The organism is Bacillus sp. S3 (genome assembly GCF_005154805.1).
Lineage (GTDB): Bacteria > Bacillota > Bacilli > Bacillales > Cytobacillaceae > Neobacillus.
Genome location: NZ_CP039727.1, coordinates 3,417,097 through 3,435,164 on the forward strand (window position 1 = coordinate 3,417,097; position 18,068 = coordinate 3,435,164).

Annotated in this window: 15 protein-coding genes; 2 read left to right on the forward strand and 13 right to left on the reverse strand. The window is 40.6% G+C overall.

The features are described from left to right. Positions 1-24: 24 nt before the first annotated feature. From FAY30_RS16540 to FAY30_RS16580, 9 genes are all read right to left on the reverse strand, one after another. A complete protein-coding gene (locus tag FAY30_RS16540; protein ID WP_149870901.1) occupies positions 25-1,890 on the reverse strand; it encodes a methylmalonyl-CoA mutase subunit beta in 1,866 nt (621 codons plus the stop codon). A 147-nt stretch (positions 1,891-2,037) separates the two neighbouring features. After that, positions 2,038-3,336: a dihydrolipoamide acetyltransferase family protein gene (locus tag FAY30_RS16545; protein WP_149870902.1), complete on the reverse strand. Its 1,299-nt coding sequence runs from the start codon at positions 3,334-3,336 to the stop codon at positions 2,038-2,040. 15 nt (positions 3,337-3,351) lie between these two features. Continuing rightward, a complete protein-coding gene (locus FAY30_RS16550) occupies positions 3,352-4,335 on the reverse strand; it encodes an alpha-ketoacid dehydrogenase subunit beta (RefSeq protein WP_149870903.1) in 984 nt (327 codons plus the stop codon). A gap of 12 nt (positions 4,336-4,347) precedes the next feature. Continuing rightward, positions 4,348-5,343, reverse strand: a complete 996-nt coding sequence (locus FAY30_RS16555; protein ID WP_149870904.1) for a thiamine pyrophosphate-dependent dehydrogenase E1 component subunit alpha — start codon at positions 5,341-5,343, stop codon at positions 4,348-4,350. A gap of 39 nt (positions 5,344-5,382) precedes the next feature. Further along, a complete protein-coding gene (lpdA, locus tag FAY30_RS16560; protein WP_149870905.1) occupies positions 5,383-6,804 on the reverse strand; it encodes a dihydrolipoyl dehydrogenase in 1,422 nt (473 codons plus the stop codon). Between the two features lie 22 nt (positions 6,805-6,826). Beyond that, positions 6,827-7,945 (reverse strand): butyrate kinase, encoded by a 1,119-nt coding sequence (gene buk, locus FAY30_RS16565; protein ID WP_411675457.1) that lies wholly within the window; start codon positions 7,943-7,945, stop codon positions 6,827-6,829. A gap of 82 nt (positions 7,946-8,027) precedes the next feature. After that, a complete protein-coding gene (bcd, locus tag FAY30_RS16570; RefSeq protein WP_149870907.1) occupies positions 8,028-9,131 on the reverse strand; it encodes a branched-chain amino acid dehydrogenase in 1,104 nt (367 codons plus the stop codon). Positions 9,132-9,158: 27 nt separating this feature from the next. Further along, the gene (gene yqiS / locus FAY30_RS16575) at positions 9,159-10,064 is read right to left on the reverse strand and encodes a phosphate butyryltransferase (RefSeq protein WP_149870908.1); all 906 of its coding nucleotides are present in this window, start codon (positions 10,062-10,064) and stop codon (positions 9,159-9,161) included. 133 nt (positions 10,065-10,197) lie between these two features. Beyond that, the gene (locus FAY30_RS16580) at positions 10,198-12,279 is read right to left on the reverse strand and encodes a sigma-54 interaction domain-containing protein (protein WP_149870909.1); all 2,082 of its coding nucleotides are present in this window, start codon (positions 12,277-12,279) and stop codon (positions 10,198-10,200) included. 187 nt (positions 12,280-12,466) lie between these two features. On the opposite strand from FAY30_RS16580, the gene FAY30_RS16585 reads away from it, so the two are divergent. Then, on the forward strand, positions 12,467-12,700 hold the full coding sequence (locus tag FAY30_RS16585; protein WP_149872753.1) for a DUF2627 domain-containing protein: 234 nt from the start codon (positions 12,467-12,469) through the stop codon (positions 12,698-12,700). Positions 12,701-12,887: 187 nt separating this feature from the next. On the opposite strand, the gene FAY30_RS16595 is transcribed toward FAY30_RS16585, so the two are convergent. Further along, entirely contained in the window at positions 12,888-13,616 is a 729-nt protein-coding gene (locus FAY30_RS16595; RefSeq protein ID WP_149870910.1) for a glycerophosphodiester phosphodiesterase, read from the reverse strand. A 38-nt stretch (positions 13,617-13,654) separates the two neighbouring features. On the opposite strand from FAY30_RS16595, the gene FAY30_RS16600 reads away from it, so the two are divergent. Then, positions 13,655-13,792: a YycC family protein gene (locus FAY30_RS16600; RefSeq protein WP_149870911.1), complete on the forward strand. Its 138-nt coding sequence runs from the start codon at positions 13,655-13,657 to the stop codon at positions 13,790-13,792. A gap of 64 nt (positions 13,793-13,856) precedes the next feature. Here the strand turns inward: FAY30_RS16600 and spo0A are convergent, their stop codons facing one another. The 3 genes from spo0A to recN all read right to left on the reverse strand — a co-directional run bounded on the left by spo0A (position 13,857) and on the right by recN (position 18,052). Continuing rightward, positions 13,857-14,648: a sporulation transcription factor Spo0A gene (gene spo0A / locus FAY30_RS16605; protein ID WP_149870912.1), complete on the reverse strand. Its 792-nt coding sequence runs from the start codon at positions 14,646-14,648 to the stop codon at positions 13,857-13,859. Between the two features lie 298 nt (positions 14,649-14,946). Next, a complete protein-coding gene (spoIVB, locus tag FAY30_RS16610; protein ID WP_149870913.1) occupies positions 14,947-16,242 on the reverse strand; it encodes a SpoIVB peptidase in 1,296 nt (431 codons plus the stop codon). A gap of 121 nt (positions 16,243-16,363) precedes the next feature. Next, positions 16,364-18,052, reverse strand: coding sequence for a DNA repair protein RecN (gene recN, locus FAY30_RS16615; RefSeq protein WP_149870914.1), 1,689 nt, complete (start codon positions 18,050-18,052; stop codon positions 16,364-16,366). Positions 18,053-18,068: the final 16 nt, after the last annotated feature.

Below are 18,068 nucleotides of genomic sequence, written 5' to 3' on the forward strand. Positions count from 1 at the left end.
TCAAATAAGGATTTGTTTTGAAAATCAGGCTTTTGTTTCTTCAATGGTATTCACCTCCAGCTTGCTCAGGATTGTCAGCAGCGTTTCATAACAATTGCTTTTCATATGGATAAATTGATTGATCCCCTCATCCAGCCATCGGGCTTGTTTTTCTTTATCCGGGAGACCTGCAAGATAAATATTCCGCTCAGGAAAGTCGGCCCTAAATGCCTCTAAGATTTCATGACCAATGGTTTCATATTGTTCATTCGTTCCGCAAAGACAAAGGTGTTTACTAGTTTGATTTGAAACAAATTGCCGGGCATCATTGATTGAAAAAATAGATTTACTTTCCACCGCTTGGATCCCGCCGGCAGCAAGAAATCCCTTCATAAAATCAAGTCTTGCTTTATACTGTTTTAATTCACCAAGACAAATCAACCCCATAGCGGGCTTGAAACCCGAGTTTTCTTCAAGTTCCTTTGCCTTTTTTCTCAATTGTTCATATGGTTTGGCCAGTCTTCTGTTGATGACGGCTTCGATTTTTTCTCCATCTGCTATGGAGGACTTTTCCTTTGATAGCAGCCTAAGCGGTACGGTTTCATCTAAATTTGCATAGACATTTGTGCCGACAATACTCTGCTTTCTTGTTTGGATGTCCATATTTCTATTTTCATACACAGCCGCTATTTCCTGCTGGAGCCAATTCGATTTCAAGGCTTCAATCATACCGCCATTGACTTCGATTTGTTGAAAGAATTCCCATGCTTTTTCAGCCAGTTGATTGGTTAATTCTTCTACATACCAAGACCCTCCGGCTGGGTCCGTCACTGTCTTTAGATGTGCTTCTTCTCTTAATAGGAGCTGGATATTTCTAGCGATCCTTTCAGAAAATGGCGAGCAGCCTGTAAGACTATTAAATGGTTCAATATGAAGATATTGAACTCCGCCAATGACAGACGCAAAGGCTTCATTCCCAGCTCGAAGCAGGTTTACATGCGGATCATGGACCGTTTTCGTAAAGGAAGATGTTTCAGCAGCAATCATCATTCCACGTACTTCATCGTTCATATCATACAGTCCAGTAATTCGGTTCCAGAGTACCCTCGCTGCCCGCAGCTTAGCAATCTCGGTGAAATAATTGCTGCCAATCGAGAACTGGAAGACCATTTCCGCTAGAATTTCTTCCAGGTCCAAACCGGTCTCCTGAAGCCTTTCAAGATAATTTACACCTGTTGCTATGGCAATCCCGAGCTCTTGAACAGCATTTGCCCCGCCATTATGATATGGAACGGTATCGATTAAGATCGTGCGTAAGTTAGGGTATTTCCCGCTTGATTGAAGAATGTTGTTTCCCCATTTAGTGAAATATTCTTCAGAAATAACCCCTGTTTCAGAAAATAGGGCAATTGGATCGGAACCAATATATCCGCTGAATTGGTTTGGCTGATCCAATCCACTTGCTGCTGCAAGAAATGCCGATTGAAATTCTTTGGTGTTGATAGCAAATGGAAAGTGCCGATAAGATTCCGCAAGTATATTTATAAGACTCTCTCTTGAATCAAACAATTCCTTCTTCACTTCAAATGAGATCGCAGATTGTCCTTTATCGAATGATTGAAGGAGTTTCTCCTGCAATTCTTCAGGAGTTTGAAAAGAAATACGCTGTGCAATCTTCCACTCGTTTGTCCGATATCCTAACGGCGAAATCCCTCTTCTAAAATCCGAACCACCTGGAAATTCCGGAACAGTCCGCTGATCCTGCTGAGTATAAAGCGGTTTCAAAATAATGTTTTCATATGTAGTCGTTTTTAGTGATTCAGTTGTTTTTCCTTTTAGTGATGTATCTGCCTTTTCTTTCCATTCATCGTTTGATTTTAAAGAAAAAGATTGATTTTTTATTTTTTCCACGACCCTTCTCCCCCTTTCGTTTCCTAATTGAATGTAAATTCAATCAATTTATCTATATTCTATTTTATGGTACAAACCCATTTCAAGCAATGAAAACCATTAATCAGGCAACAAAACAACCGCTGCACCAATTGCAGCGGTTGTTTTTTAATAAATGGATGTAGTTGTTTTCGATGTACTTTCTAAGATTTCCTTCACTCTTGTTAAGAATCGACCGCAAACGAGTCCGTCTAATACTCTGTGGTCAAGGGACATACATAGGTTCACCATGTCACGGACAGCAATCATGCCATTGTTCATAACCACTGGACGTTTGACAATGGATTCCACTTGCAAAATCGCAGCCTGTGGGTAATTGATGATTCCCATAGATTGTACAGAGCCGAAAGAGCCCGTATTGTTAACTGTAAAGGTACCTCCCTGCATATCTTCTGATCGAAGCTTTCCGGTTCTTACCTTTACCGCAAGTTCGGAGATTTCACGGGCAATGCCTTTAATCGTTTTCTCATCTGCATTCTTTATAACAGGAACAAAAAGAGCATCATCCGTAGCAACCGCAATGGAAATATTAATATCCTTCTTTTGGATGATTTTATCTCCTGCCCACATCGAATTAATCTGCGGGAATTCTTTTAATGCCTGCGCAACTGCCTTCACAAAGAAAGCGAAGAACGTTAAGTTAAAGCCTTCTTTTTTCTTGAATTCATCCTTAAGAGCGTTTCGATATTCAACCAAGTTGGTTGCATCTACTTCAATCATTGTCCAAGCATGAGGAGCTTCATGCTTACTTCGCAGCATATTAGCGGCAATTGCCTTGCGGACTCCTGTAACCGGAATCTCAATGTCACCTGCTGCAACCGGAATATTTACTGTAGGAGCCGGAGCTTGCTGACTAGATATAGGCTGTGCTGTATCCTGTTTGACTGCCGGCACTGGAGCTTGTTCTTTCGGCAATTCCGCCTTTTGACCAGCAACAGGGATGTTTCCAGACTCAATTAGTTTCAGTAAGTCTTTTCTAGTAATCCGTCCGCCGGCACCGGTGCCTGATACCTGATTTAAATCAATACCATGCTCCTGAGAAATTTTCAGAACGGCAGGTGAAAATCGAGCCTTGTTTCCTTTATCTGCTTGAACTGCCTCCACAGCAACACTGGACGATTCCTTTTGTTCATTGCTAGCAGCCTTGGATTCCACCGCAGTACCGCCATCCACCTCAATCGTACAAATGATCTCTCCAACCGCTAATGTATCGCCTTCACCGGCAATTAGCTCTTTTATTACACCTGTAAAGGAGGATGGCACTTCTGCATTTACTTTATCTGTCATAACCTCTGCCAGAGGGTCATATTTATTAACTTTATCGCCGACAGAAACCAACCATTTACTGATTGTTCCTTCAGTGACACTTTCCCCTAGTTGAGGCATTTTAATTTGTTCAACTGCCACTATTTCCAAACCTCCTTAGTACTCCGCGAGCTCGCGCATTGCTTTTTCAACCTTATCTGGATTGACCATAAAGAATTTTTCCATCGTTGGCGCATATGGCATTGCCGGTACATCCGGTCCAGCAAGACGCTTAATCGGTGCATCTAACTCAAATAAGCAATTCTCAGCAATAATCGCAGACACTTCACTCATGATACTGCCTTCTTTTGTATCCTCTGTAACGAGTAGGACTTTACCTGTTTTCGAGGCAGCTTCAATAATTGCTTCTTTATCAAGTGGATAAACGGTTCGCAAGTCAAGAATATGTGCAGAAATTCCGTCCTTGGCCAATTTTTCTGCTGCTTGCAGGGCAAAATGAACACAAAGTCCATAAGTGATAACGGTAAGATCGTCACCTTCCCGCTTAACATCAGCTTTGCCGATTGGCAATGTATAATCTTCGGTTGGTACCTCCCCTTTTATTAATCGGTAGGCACGCTTATGCTCGAAAAATAAAACAGGATCATTGTCGCGAATCGCTGCTTTTAATAGTCCTTTTACATCATAAGGAGTAGACGGCATAACAATCTTCAAGCCTGGCTGGTTAGCAAATACTGCTTCAACTGATTGAGAATGATACAGCGCCCCATGCACTCCGCCTCCGTACGGAGCCCGTATAACCATTGGACAGTTCCAGTCGTTATTGGAACGGTAGCGTATTTTAGCTGCTTCCGAGATAATCTGATTGACGGCGGGCATAATAAAATCGGCAAATTGCATTTCAGCAATCGGACGCATACCATACATCGCTGCGCCGATTCCCACACCAGCAATCGCAGATTCTGCGAGTGGGGTATCAATGACTCTCTCTTCGCCAAATTGTTCATACAAGCCTTGAGTGGCTTTAAAAACACCGCCTTTTACTCCAACATCTTCACCCAGAACAAAAACCTTTGAATCTCGCTCCATTTCTTCACGAATGGCCATTGTTACTGCATCAATATAAGAAATTACTGCCATGTCACGTCCCCCTTACATGTCCCCATAAACATATTTCAATGCATCCTCTGGTGCAGCATAAGGAGCATTCTCGGCATAATCCGTGGCTTCATTAACCATTTTCATTACACGGTCATTGATTTCTTTTTCCAGTTCATCATTCATGACGCCTGTTTCTTTTAAATATGCGCCAAAAGTTATGATAGGATCTTGTGTTTTTGCCTTAGCCACTTCATCTGGCGCACGGTATGATCGGTCATCATCATCAGAAGAGTGTGGTGTTAAACGATAGGATATCGTTTCAATGAGAGTTGGACCATCACCGCGGCGTCCACGATCTACTGCGTCCTTCACTGATTTGTACACTTCAAGAGGGTCATTGCCATCAACTGTAAAACCAGGCATACCGTAGCCGATTGCACGATCAGATACCTTTTCACAACCTAACTGTTTTTCAATTGGGACGGAAATTGCGTATTTATTATTTTCACACATAAAGATGACCGGAAGCTTATGAACACCGGCAAAGTTTGCTCCTTCATGGAAATCTCCCTGATTAGAAGAACCCTCACCAAAGGTTACAAAGGTCACCAGGTCTTTTCGTTCCATTTTTCCGGCAAGTGCAACCCCTACTGCATGGGGAACTTGAGTGGTCACCGGCGATGAACCTGTAACAATGCGATTTTTCTTTTGACCAAAGTGTCCCGGCATTTGCCGTCCGCCTGAATTTGGATCCTCAGCTTTAGCAAAGCCTGACAGCATCAATTCCTTTGGTGTCATCCCAAATGTTAACACCACGCCCATGTCACGATAATATGGCAGCACATAATCCTTTTCTTTATCTAACGCAAAAGCTGCTCCCACCTGCGCCGCCTCTTGACCTTGACATGAAATAACGAAGGGTATTTTACCAGCACGGTTTAATAACCACATCCGCTCATCTATTCTGCGAGCCAAAAGCATCGTTTCATACATTTCTAACACTTTGTCGTCGCTCAAACCTAAAGCTTCATGACGTTTTTCTGCCATTTATTTCTAACCTCCCGAATGTTCGCTTCAAAAAACTCTTTATGAATGAATTGCCTTTCCCTCGACTGCCAGTGCCGCTTCACCAATTGCTTCTGATAAAGTTGGATGTGGATGGATAGTATGAGCAATTTCCCACGGTGTGGCATCCAGTACCATCGCAAGGCCGGCTTCTGTTATCATATCGGTTACATGCGGGCCAATCATATGCACCCCTAGAATATCATTGGTCTCCTCATCCGCAACAATTTTCACAAATCCATCCGATTCTCCAAAAACCAGTGCTTTCCCGATAGCCCTGAAAGAGAACTTACCCACTTTTACTTTATGACCATTCTCTTTTGCCTGATCTTCTGTAATCCCTACACTTGACACTTCGGGATTACTATAGATACATCTAGATACTAGATTATAATCAAATGGTGAGGGATCTTTCCCCGCTATATGTTCAACAGCAACGATTCCTTCATGTGAGGCTACGTGAGCCAACTGCAATCCGCCAATTACATCGCCAATCGCATACATATGGGATTCCTTCGTTTGGAAAAATTCATTTGTCACGATGAAACCTTTTTCAACCTGAATTTCGGTGTTTTCTAGTCCAATCCCTTCCGTATTAGCCTGGCGGCCGACCGAAACAAGAAGTTTTTCGGCTTTAAATTCTTTCACTCCACTCTTTACTTCTGCGGAAATGGCAACCCCATTGTCCTTTACAAGCGTTTCCGGCAATACCTTGGCACCTGTTACAAGTTTGATTCCTTTTTTCTTCATTAAACGCTGCATTTCTTTTGAGATTTCTTTATCTTCCGTCGGAATGATCCTGTCGGCATACTCTATTACTGTAACCTCCACTCCAAAGTCAGACAGCATGGAGGCCCATTCAATTCCAATGACGCCCCCGCCGACTATAAGAATTGAATCCGGAAGTGTTTCTAGTTGTAAGGCTTCGTCAGAAGAAATCACAAAATCCCCGTCAATTTCAAGGCCTGGCAGTGTTCTTGGTCTTGAACCGGTGGCAATCACGACATTTTTGGGAATAAGCATTTCGTTCTCTTCGCCATTGTTCATTTCAACCGAAATCGTTCCGGGCATAGGGGAGAAAATAGATGGCCCAAGAATTCGTCCTAATCCCTCAAAAACATCAATCTTGCCTTGTTTCATTAAATGCTGAACACCTTTATGTAATTGGTCAATAATTTTATTTTTCCGCTGCTGTACTTTACCAAAATCTAACGAGACTTCACTTGTAATCACTCCAAAGTCCTCGCTATGTTTAGCTGTAGCATAAACCTCTGCACTTCGAAGCAGTGCCTTACTTGGAATGCAGCCTTTATGAAGGCATGTGCCGCCAAGTTTTCCTTTCTCCACAATCGCTGTTTTTAATCCCAGCTGCGAGGCACGAATGGCAGCTACATAGCCTCCCGTTCCACCGCCAAGTATGACCAAATCGTATTCTTGTGCCACTTTTGTTTCCTCCCCATTTCCCTTAAATTTTTGCTGTCTTACATTTCTCCTGATACACTTTTACTGCTTCTTCACCACGCAAGACACGAAGTGCTCCTTCAGCCAATGCTTGCAACTCATCTTCACCCGGCTGAACAATAATATCAGCAATCCAATTGATTCGGTCGCTGATTGATTTCACAAAGCCTTTACCGTAAGCCAGACCGCCTGTTAATATAATAGCATCCACTTTGCCTGAAAGGACAGTACTAGCCGCACCAATTTCCTTGGCAACCTGATAGGCCATTGCCTCATACACAAGCTTTGCCTCTTGATCACCAGCTTCAATTCTTTTTTCCACATTCACTGCATCACTAGTACCAAGGTAGCCGATAAGCCCGCCTTGGCCTACCAATTTCTTCATTAATTCTTCCCGATAATATTCACCTGAATAACAAAGCGCGATCAAATCACCTGCAGGCACCGTTCCCGCACGTTCAGGACTTAATGGACCTTCACCATGCAGGCCGTTGTTAACATCAACAACCTTACCCTGTTTATGGACCCCAACGGTAATGCCGCCGCCCATATGGGTCACAATCAGATTTAATTCGTTATATTTTCTCCCTAAATCCTTTGCTACTCTTCGTGCAACGGCTTTTTGGTTTAGCGCATGAAAGATACTCTTCCTTTCAATTAAAGCAAACCCGGAGATTCTTGCAATCGGGTCAAGTTCATCGACAACGACCGGATCGACAATAAAGGATGGGATATTAAGGCCTTCCGCAATTTCATAGGCAAGTATACCGCCGAGATTTGATGCATGCTGCCCGGAAAAACCATTCCGTAAATCCTCCAGCATCAAGTCATTAACCGCATATGTTCCGCCTTCAATCGGGCGCAATAATCCCCCTCGGCCGCAAACAGCAGATAATTTGGATATATTAATTCCCTCATGATCCAGTGTTTCCAAAATGGTTGTTTTTCTAAATTCATATTGCTCAATAATTGTGGAGTAGGAATTAATTATTTCTGCCTCGTGGCGGATGGTTTTTTCAAATATGGAAATTTCATTATCAAAGACTCCAATCTTGGTAGATGTTGAGCCTGGATTGATGATGAGAATCCGATATTCTTTATCTGGCAATTTCGTAACCTCCATTTAACAAAAACATCTATTGAAAGGCAAACGCGCTGAACAAAAATTCAGCGCTTCGCCGTCATGGTTTTTTGTGAAAATCTGCCTATCTTGAGATTCTATGACTCAAGATGTGGTGGCCATTTTGCAAGAATTGACTTCTGGAATTACGGATTCTCTCAATTCTCTCTTCAGCCATGCGATCAGCTGCAACATAAGTTGGAATGCCATCACGTTTTGAAATTTCAATTACTTTTTCAATCGTGGCATAGAGTTGCTCCACTTTTTTCATTGCCCGTTCTTGGTTGTAGCCATAAAGCTCATCCGCAACATTAATAACACCGCCGGCATTTATGACATAATCCGGAGCATACACAATCCCCATTTCATGAATAATATCGCCGTGTCTTGTATCTTTTAATTGGTTGTTAGCAGAGCCCGCAATTACTTTTGCTTTTAATTGAGGGATTGTATCATCATTAATGGTTGCACCTAGGGCACACGGTGCATAGATATCACATTCGACACTATAAATCTCATCCGGGTCGACTGCACGCGCACCGAACGCTTCTACTGCACGATTTACAGCTTCTTTATTAATGTCCGTTACAATCAGCTGTGCACCTTCTTCATGCAGGTATTGGCAAAGTGTATAGGCTACATTTCCAACACCTTGAATCGCAACCACTTTTCCTTCTAGGGAGTCAGATCCAAAAGCCTCTTTCGCAGCAGCCTTCATCCCACGATATACACCGAAGGCTGTTACTGGAGAAGGATTGCCTGATGAGCCGAATGCAGGAGAGATCCCTGTAACATAATCTGTTTCTTCGTGTATGAGATCCATATCAGCAACAGTTGTACCGACGTCCTCAGCTGTAATGTATCGTCCATTCAAACCTTGGATGTAACGGCCAAATGCACGAAACATTTCCTCATTTTTATCTTTACGCGGGTCGCCAATGATTACGGTTTTACCGCCGCCAAGATTTAACCCTGCTGCTGCATTTTTATATGTCATCCCTTTGGCAAGTCTAAGAGCATCTTCAATGGCTGCTTCTTCTGATGCATATGTCCACATGCGGGTGCCGCCAAGTGCAGGTCCGAGTGTTGTATCATGAATAGCGATAATCGCTTTTAAACCTGATTGTTTATCTTGGCAGAATACCACTTGCTCATAATCATATTTCTCTAAATACTTGAAGATTTCCATTGTTTATTCCTCCTCGAATGTAAGTATCTATTTTTTAACACAGCATAACGCTAACGCAAGAGAATATAGCTTGCTTTCAGCAGAATCAGCTCTAGATGTTAACACAATTGGTGCTTTTGCCCCGGCAATAACGGCACCTACCTTTGCCTTTGCAAAATAAATTAATGATTTATATAATGCATTGCCTACCTCAATGGCAGGAACCAATAAAATATCGGCTTTTCCCGCCACTTCACTTGATATCCCTTTGTGTTCCGCTGCTAGTGCTGAAACAGCATTATCTAAACCAAGTGGTCCATCGACGATACAGCCGGGAATTTGCCCTCTCTTATTCATCATTGTTAGGGCAGCAGCATCCACGGTTGCCTGCATAGCAGGATTTACTACCTCTACTGCAGCAATAGGTGCCACTTTTGGATTGTCGATTCCAACGGACTTGGCTAATGAAACAGTATTATGAATGATTTGTGCTTTTTGCATTAAATCAGGAGCAATATTCATAGCAGCGTCCGTTACAATGATAAAACGATTGTAACCGGGAATTTCAAAAAAAGCAGCATGCGATAAAACATTTCCTGTTCTAAGACCATATTCCTTATTTAAGACAGCTTTTAAAAGTATGTTCGTTTGGACGTTGCCTTTCATTAATACGTCTGCCTCTTTATTAGACACAGCCCTAACGGCTAATTCAGCGGCCGTAGCAATGGAACCTGATTCAACAATTTTTATATTATTATGGCGAAACGGTTCGTGTTTTTTCATTTCGATAAGTGAAGTAATCTTTTCTTTATTTCCGAACAAGATAAATTGAGCAAGATTTCGTCCTGCTGCGTCAAGTACAGCTTCAATGACTTCAACATCTTCTGCCGCGGCAACCGCAACTGTATGAATACCTTTCTGGGTTGCTTTATCAATCAGTGAATCCAGCAACAAGTTGTCATCAACCCTTTCTCCAAATTACTGCAGCTCCGAACTAATATTATGCAAGAACTGTGCCAAACCATTCGTATGTAAACGCTTTATTTCCTGCAACGCGAGCAATGCAAGAATTTTCATACTGTGAAATTTATTGCATGCTGTTTTTTTCAAGATTATATTTTTCGAGTTTATAATATAAATTTCTCACAGACAGACCTAAGGTTTTTGCAGTCAATGTTTTATTACCATTTAATCGCAATAGTGTTTGCTGTATGATTTTAGCTTCGTAATCTTCCAACATTTCGGATAAGGATTGGTCTAATCCAAGGGATTCACTTGATTTTGTTATAAAATTCTCATTACCGCTCTTCTTATTTTTTAAAACTGGCAAATGATGAGCATCAATAAGTGTTTCATAATAATTCATAAAGATAATGGCCCTGCCCAGTATATTTTCTAATTCTCGAACGTTCCCAGGCCAATCATACCCCATTAATTGATGTAAAGCCTTCTTTGTCACACCTTCAACATTTCTTCCATAATCACGGTTTATTTTTTGAATCAGTCTCTCACATAAAACTGGAATTTCTTCTATTCGGTTTCGAAGCGGCGGAATTTGAATGGGCATACGATTTAAACGATAGTATAAGTCTTCCCTAAAGGATCCTTTGGCAATACCTTTTTCTAAATTTACATTGGTGGCAGCAATCACCCTGACATTGATTGTGACGGGCTTTGTACCGCCTACTCGGATGATTTCATTTTCCTGCAGCACCCTAAGCAGCTTTGCCTGGGTATTTGCGGAAAGCTCACCAATTTCATCAAGAAAAATACTGCCGTTATTTGCTTCTTCAAAAAGACCTCGCTTGCCTCCACGGATGGCACCTGAAAAGGCTCCCTCCTCATAACCAAATAATTCACTTTCTAATAGAGATTCGGATAGAGCTGCACAATTGACGCGGACAAATTTGTTATATTTTCGATCACTGGCATTATGTATCGCATGGGCAAATAACTCTTTACCTGTTCCGGATTCTCCACGGAGAAGGACAGTTGCAGGTGTCTTTGCTCCTAATCTTGCCTGCTCAATCGCAAGCATCATTTCATCAGATTGCGCGATAATATCCTCAAAGGTGTATTTAGCTTCTAGTGTGCGGATAATCTGCCTCGCGCGGCTTAATTCCCTGCTAAGCGATTTCATTTCTGACATGTCATGAATAACACCAACACTGCCCTTTAATTTCCCTTTGACGATGATTGGTGCGACATTCACAATGACTTCCTTTTTATTTGGACCCAATTTCATCGGTACACCGCGAACAGCACGTCTCGTTTGAAGGACTTTCATATGCATACTTTCCCCTTCTCCTTCAGAAATATCTGCTGTTGCGGGCTTCCCGATTACCTGCTCTTGCGTAAGACCCGTAATTCGGGTATAGGCAGGATTAATAAGGATTCCCCGTCCATTCTCATCGACAACGGAAATGGCATCATCACTAGAATGGATGATTGCTTGCAGCATCGTTTGGATTTCCTTTAAATCAGTGATTTCCTCCGCAAGATTCACAACCTCCGTTATATCCTTAAAGACCGCAAATGCACCAATCAATGTCCCATTTTCTTCAATAATTGGAATTCGGGTTGTAATAATTTTTCGCTCATTACTTAATACCATTTCTTGATTTGACTCTGTTCTTCTTGTTTCAAGAATGATTGGGAGCCTGCTGGTTGGAATGACTTTTAGGACCGGTTTCCCAATGGCCTGGGCCCTTGTTACCCCCATTATTTCTTCTGCGCGTTTGTTAAACAAAATCACCTTTCCATTACGATCAATCACCACCATCCCATCATTGGCCGCATTAAAAATTAACTCCTGCTGATAGGATTCATGCTGGTGCTTAGCAACAAGTTCTTCTTTTTCCTCCATTAATTTGGCAACTAGGAAAGCAACACTCCCAGGAATCAAAACTGTTTTTTTATTTTTAGCCTCTCGCAATTCTTGAAAAACAGTGTCATTCCCTGTTACCTCAATTATAATATCGATGTGATCAGTTAGAAAGGACTGCCAGCTTGTTCCGGTTTTAATCCCCTCTTGTTTAGCTAATAAAATACCTGGTGCATCCACATTCCGATCAATGACTACTATGACCTTTAAGACTTCTGATTCTTTTAAGATCTTTAAGATTGCCGTCCCGCCCTTCCCAGCGCCAACAATCATAATATTTTGCATCTTTTCTACCCCTTTGCACGAAAAGAAATTTTTTTCACTCTAATCCAGAAAAAAACATGCAATATTCTTCATTGTTATTTTATCTCTAAAAACACTCCTTGACAATTTTCAACTATGTAATAATATTTTCATTAGATATAATTAAATAGAGATACTTTGAAAAAATGCAATGTGGAAGGATTTATTTATGATACGTATTATTGCCCTTATCATATTAGTGATTCCAGGCGCGTTAGCAGCTTTTGGAATTAAATTAATGCGAGATATGACTTTTGGGATTCTCCAAGCCCCATTCCCAAATCTTTTGCTGCAATTTCTGGTTGGTTTAATCCTTTTTATCGGTGGACTTGGGTTTGTAGCAGGTTTTATTTTTCGGCGCGATCGGAAAAGAAATAAAGTCCAACAGAGATTTAAAAAATAAAGGCTGTGTTAAAGCATCATTGTTGATTGGAGTGGAAGGCGCGAGACTCCTGCGGGAGCAGCGGGACAGGTGAGACCCCACAGGCGCTTTAGCGCCGAGGAGGCTCACCACCCGCCCCGCGGAAAGCGAAGCGCCTGGAACGAAAATCAACATTCATATTTAACACAGCCAAAATAAAAAGAGGCCATTATGGTCTCTTTTCATATTGTTTCCTTATTCGCTTCGCCTTAATGGGATCGTCAGTAATAATAGCCGTGCAATTAATGTTAAATAGCCGGTGCATATCCGTGTCCTTATTAACAGTATATGGGCGGACAGCAATCCCATTTTCCATCGTATTGATAAAAATATTATCTGACATGGCCGAATGTTTAGGATGAATCCCCTTTGCCCTTATGGACTGAGCGTAAATCCACGGCATATAAATCCCTTCAATAAAAAGGGGGGCCGTTTCAATTTCAGGTGCAATCCTATAACAATATACGATACTATAGTGATTAAAAGAGGAAATAATAATCCTGTCAGATAAACCGTATTTGCGGATAAGCTCAATAACCTTTTCTTCCATGCCTTCATAAGGAATCAGACCGTTTTTTAATTCAATATTACACATAATTTTATTTGATTTCATCCATTCAAACACTTCAATTAAAGATGGAATCGGCTCCTTTTTAACACCCTTTTTATTTGCGTTTAGTTTTCGAATTTCTTTAAATGAAAAATCTTTAACAAACCCAGTTCCGCTTGAGGTACGATCAACTTTTTCATCATGGATTACGACGATTTCACCATCTTTAGTCAATTGAACATCAAGCTCTAATCCATCTGCACCTGCTTTTTCTGCTTCTAAAAAAGCACTCATTGTATTTTCAGCAAATAAAGCCGAGTACCCTCGGTGTGCAAAAATCTGTGTCATCCTTTCACTTCCCAACTTTAAAAATGGAGGAATTACATATGAAACCCTTACAACTATCACCTGAGACAGCCCTTAAATTAGCAGAGAAATTAAATGTACCGATAGAACAGCTTATGCATATGCCACAACATATTCTCATTCAAAAGATGATGGAATTGGAGAAGAAAAAAGAATAGTTTAACGTAAATAAACAGAAAGAGCCTTCAATAAAAATGAAGGCTCTTTTTTTTATTGTTCTTTTCAAGAAGCCTTATGCTCAAGGCGTAATTTATCAGCGACCATGGCAATAAACTCGGAATTTGTTGGCTTCGCCTTTGACATACTTACTGTATAGCCAAATAAGGAGGAAATGGAGTCAATATTGCCGCGGCTCCATGCCACTTCAATAGCATGACGAATGGCACGCTCAACACGGCTTGCGGTCGTGTTATATTTTTTAGCGATATCTGGATATAATACTTTTGTGATCGAACCTAAAAGCTCTATATCGTTATAGACCATTGAAATAGCTTCACGTAAATATAAATAGCCTTTAATATGTGCCGGAACCCCAATTTCATGAATGATGCTTGTAATGCTGGCATCTAAATTTTTGGGTTTTTGTTCTGATTGGGAACGGTAACTTGTTGTCGGAGCCTTACGAGTAAATGAATTGGTATTCCCGCTCACTTGTCTAATATGGCTGCCAAGGTTCTCCATATCAAATGGTTTTAGGATAAAATAAGAAGCACCAAGTTCAACGGCCTTTTTTGTTACATCTTCTTGCCCAAAAGCCGTAAGCATAATGACATTTGGCAGTGAGCCCTTTTTTAATTCGCGTAATCGCTCGAGAACTGCCAATCCGTCAAGATGCGGCATAATAATATCTAATACAAGTACATCTGGGTCAGTTGAAGCTAACATATCCAAGCACTCTTGACCATTATGAGCAATACCAACAACTTCCATATCATCTTGGGACGAAATATAGTCCTCTAATAATCCAACTAGCTCTCTATTATCATCCACAACACAAACCTTTATCTTCTTCAATTCCGGTTCCTCCTCATTCAAATCAGATCTCTATTTCATTTTTATCCTTAATCTTTTCTCATGTCTTAATTCTATTCTAAATAAGAAATTCGACAATGCAACAAAAAATCCTCTCATTTTTTTAATATTTCTTAAATTATTGATAAAATCTTATCTTTTCTTTATTTTCCTTCCATTTTCGACTAAATTTGCAATATATCCAAAATTTTACTGTATTCTGTCGAAAAATATCAAAAAAAGAGAAGCAAAATAGGTGATTTATCCTATTTTGCTTTTAATTGTGCCCTGATCTTCAAATTTAACTGGCTTTATTTTTTGGTGTTTCGTATATATTAATTCCAGCTTCATTTAGCATCCACTCGATGTGCACCCCATATCCTGAAGTGGGATCATTGACAAAGACATGTGTTACGGCACCAATCAGCTTCCCATCTTGTATAATCGGACTGCCGCTCATACCTTGAACAATTCCTCCTGTTTTTTCGAGGAGCTTGGGATCAGTTACCTTAATAACCATCCCTTTTGTTGCTGGAAACTTTTGCGGAATTGTGCTGACAATTTCAATCGTAAATTCTTCTACTTTGTCATTATTTACTACTGTTAAAATTTTTGCCGGTCCCTCTTTTACTTGATGTGATAACGCAATTGGGAGCGGTTTGTCTAAGACTCCATTTTTTAAATCTTTATTCAATTCTCCAAAGATTCCAAATGGGCTATTTTTTTGAATATTTCCAACCACTTCACGATCAGTCGAAAAACGGGCGAGCTTTTCGCCAGGATCTCCATTACTTCCTTTTTCTATTGAGGTAACCGTCGAACGGACAATTTGACCGTCTTCAACCACAATTGGCTGCTTTGTATCCATATCTGATATGACATGTCCCAGGGCACCATATTTTTTAGATTGTGGATGAACAAAGGTCATTGTTCCGATACCGGCAGCAGAATCTCTGATATATAGACCAAGCTTGTACGTGTTTTCCCCTTTATCTTTTAACGGGGTGAGTTTTGTAGTAAATTTGCCGCTTTCACGACTAATTACCATATCAAGTGCTTTACCATCTAGTCCTGCTGTTTGCACAAATGGAGCAACGTCAGTCATCTTTTCAACTTTGCTGCCATTAATTTCTGTAATGATATCTCCGATTTTTATTCCTGCAATTTCACCGGGAGACTTTTTCCCATTTTCCGTGTTGATTTGATGGTGACCAACAACCAATACGCCTACAGTATTTAATTTTACACCAATTGATTGACCACCGGGGAGTACTCTGAAATCGTTTAAGACATGAACATCGACCTTTTTAATGGGGATACCTGCATATTCCAAAAGCATTTCATTTTTGCCTTTTTCAGTTGCTTTTACGGATACCGAATGAGCTTCCTGGTCAAGGGTGATATTCGATTTGTGAGAATTAACTTTTAGGGCGGCTGATACCGGAGCAGCCTTTTGGAAAGTATAATCTTGTCCTTCAAAAACCGTTATTGTCTTTGGTATTGCAAGGTATTGCTGTAGAGGCTGAAAGAAAATAAGACTAATTAATGAAACAAGGAGAATTCCACCAATGATTTTTCTAATTATTTCTAACTTCAAATTTTTCACTCTCCTCGCTTCTTTTCACTACAATAAAATGGCTACATCTATAATTTTGCCTCCTTGACAATCATTTATAACTGGTATAAACATAAAAAAGCTGCCCAAATTGGGAAGCTTTTCAATTTACCTTCGTTTTTACTGCTAATTGCAGTAATTCCTCTGCATGTTTTTTCGTTAAATCAGTGATTTCGGCACCAGAAATCATTCGACCGATTTCTTTTATTTTTTCTTCAACATCTAAAGGAGTGACAGACGTTTTTGTTCTTCCGCTTTTAATAACCTTTGAAATAAACAAATGCGTATCCGCCATAGCTGCCACCTGTGGTAAATGGGAGATACACAATACTTGTGAACCGGAAGCCACTTTATAGATTTTTTCCGCAATGGATTGGGCAACTCTTCCACTCACGCCAGTATCTACCTCGTCAAAAATAATGGAAGTAACTCCTTGATGCTTTGAAAAAATGCTTTTAAGAGCCAACATAATTCGCGATAATTCCCCGCCGGATGCAACTTTTGATAACGGCTTTAATGGTTCTCCAGGATTTGTTGAGATATAAAATCCTACGTGGTCAACACCATTTTTTGAAAAATGCTGCAGGGTTGATTCAAAGCGGATCTCAAAAACCGTTTTCGCCATATACAATTCCTTTAGTTCTTTATGGATTAATTTTGTCAGCTTTTGGGCCCATTTATGCCGCAGTTCCGTTAATTGTTTTGCTTCCAGAACTAAGTCTTTTTTTATTGAAACTAATTCTTTTTCCAGTTCTCCAATATGCGTTTCTTTATTTTGCAGTGTTTCGATCTCTTCTTCAATTTTTGCTGCATATTCAACAATTTCATCAATTGTTTTGCCATATTTTCGTTTGAGCTGATTAATTTCATTTAAGCGGTCTTCAATTTCATTTAACCGCCCAGGATCATATTCTAATACATCCAATTCATTTCGTAATGTCCGGGCTGCATCTTCCAATTGATAGAAACTGTTCGATACGGATTCAAATATATCTTTATATGCCGGGTCAAGTGAGGCAGCATCCTCTAGGGAGCCCATGACCATTCCAATCCAATCAAGCCCCTTCTGTTCACCATGTAAGGCAGTATAACCTGATTGGATGGATTCAAATACCCGTTCAAAATTCCCCAGTTTCCTTTTTTCCTCGGCAAGCTCATCATCTTCATTAGGCTTTAAGTTGGCCTTTTGAATTTCATCTAATTGAAATTGAATTAAATCAAGTCGATGGGCTGTCTGCTGATCATTTTCACTCAATTGCTTTAACTTATGTAAAGTATGTTCGTATCTGCGATAAACCTGCAAATATTCACGTAGCGCCGGCTGTATTTCCTCAAAGCCAAATTGATCGAGCAATGGTAAATGTCTTGTTTCATCCATCAGTTCCTGATGCTCATGCTGACCGTGGATATCTACAAGCGTGCCGCCAATTTCCCGTAGTGTTGAAATCGTTACTAATTTTCCGTTAATACGGCAGACGCTTTTTCCTGTACGAGAAATATCGCGCCGTAAAACCACCATACCTTCTTCAATATCGATTCCGAATTCCAGTGCTTTCAACATAATTGGATGGTCAGGGGCATCTAACTGGAATAACCCTTCTATTTCTGCCTTTTCTTCACCGTGACGGACAAATTCTGCCGATCCCCTTCCGCCAACAAGTAAATGAATCGCATCAATAATAATGGACTTTCCGGCACCGGTTTCTCCGGTTAAAACAGTTAATCCTTTTTCAAACGAGATGGATAAGGCTTCGATAATGGCGAAATTTTTTATTGATAGTTCTGCTAACAAGAAACTCTCCCCCAAA

Excerpts from the sequence above, each read along its gene's own strand:
- buk (WP_411675457.1), bottom strand. The coding sequence starts at position 7,945 with ATGGAGGTTACGAAATTGCCAGATAAAGAATATCGGATTCTCATCATC.
- FAY30_RS16595 (WP_149870910.1), bottom strand. The coding sequence starts at position 13,616 with ATGACACAGATTTTTGCACACCGAGGGTACTCGGCTTTATTTGCTGAA.
- FAY30_RS16580 (WP_149870909.1), bottom strand. The coding sequence starts at position 12,279 with ATGCAAAATATTATGATTGTTGGCGCTGGGAAGGGCGGGACGGCAATC.
- FAY30_RS16550 (WP_149870903.1), bottom strand. The coding sequence starts at position 4,335 with ATGGCAGTAATTTCTTATATTGATGCAGTAACAATGGCCATTCGTGAA.
- FAY30_RS16600 (WP_149870911.1), top strand. The coding sequence starts at position 13,655 with ATGAAACCCTTACAACTATCACCTGAGACAGCCCTTAAATTAGCAGAG.
- FAY30_RS16555 (WP_149870904.1), bottom strand. The coding sequence starts at position 5,343 with ATGGCAGAAAAACGTCATGAAGCTTTAGGTTTGAGCGACGACAAAGTG.
- FAY30_RS16585 (WP_149872753.1), top strand. The coding sequence starts at position 12,467 with ATGATACGTATTATTGCCCTTATCATATTAGTGATTCCAGGCGCGTTA.
- bcd (WP_149870907.1), bottom strand. The coding sequence starts at position 9,131 with ATGGAAATCTTCAAGTATTTAGAGAAATATGATTATGAGCAAGTGGTA.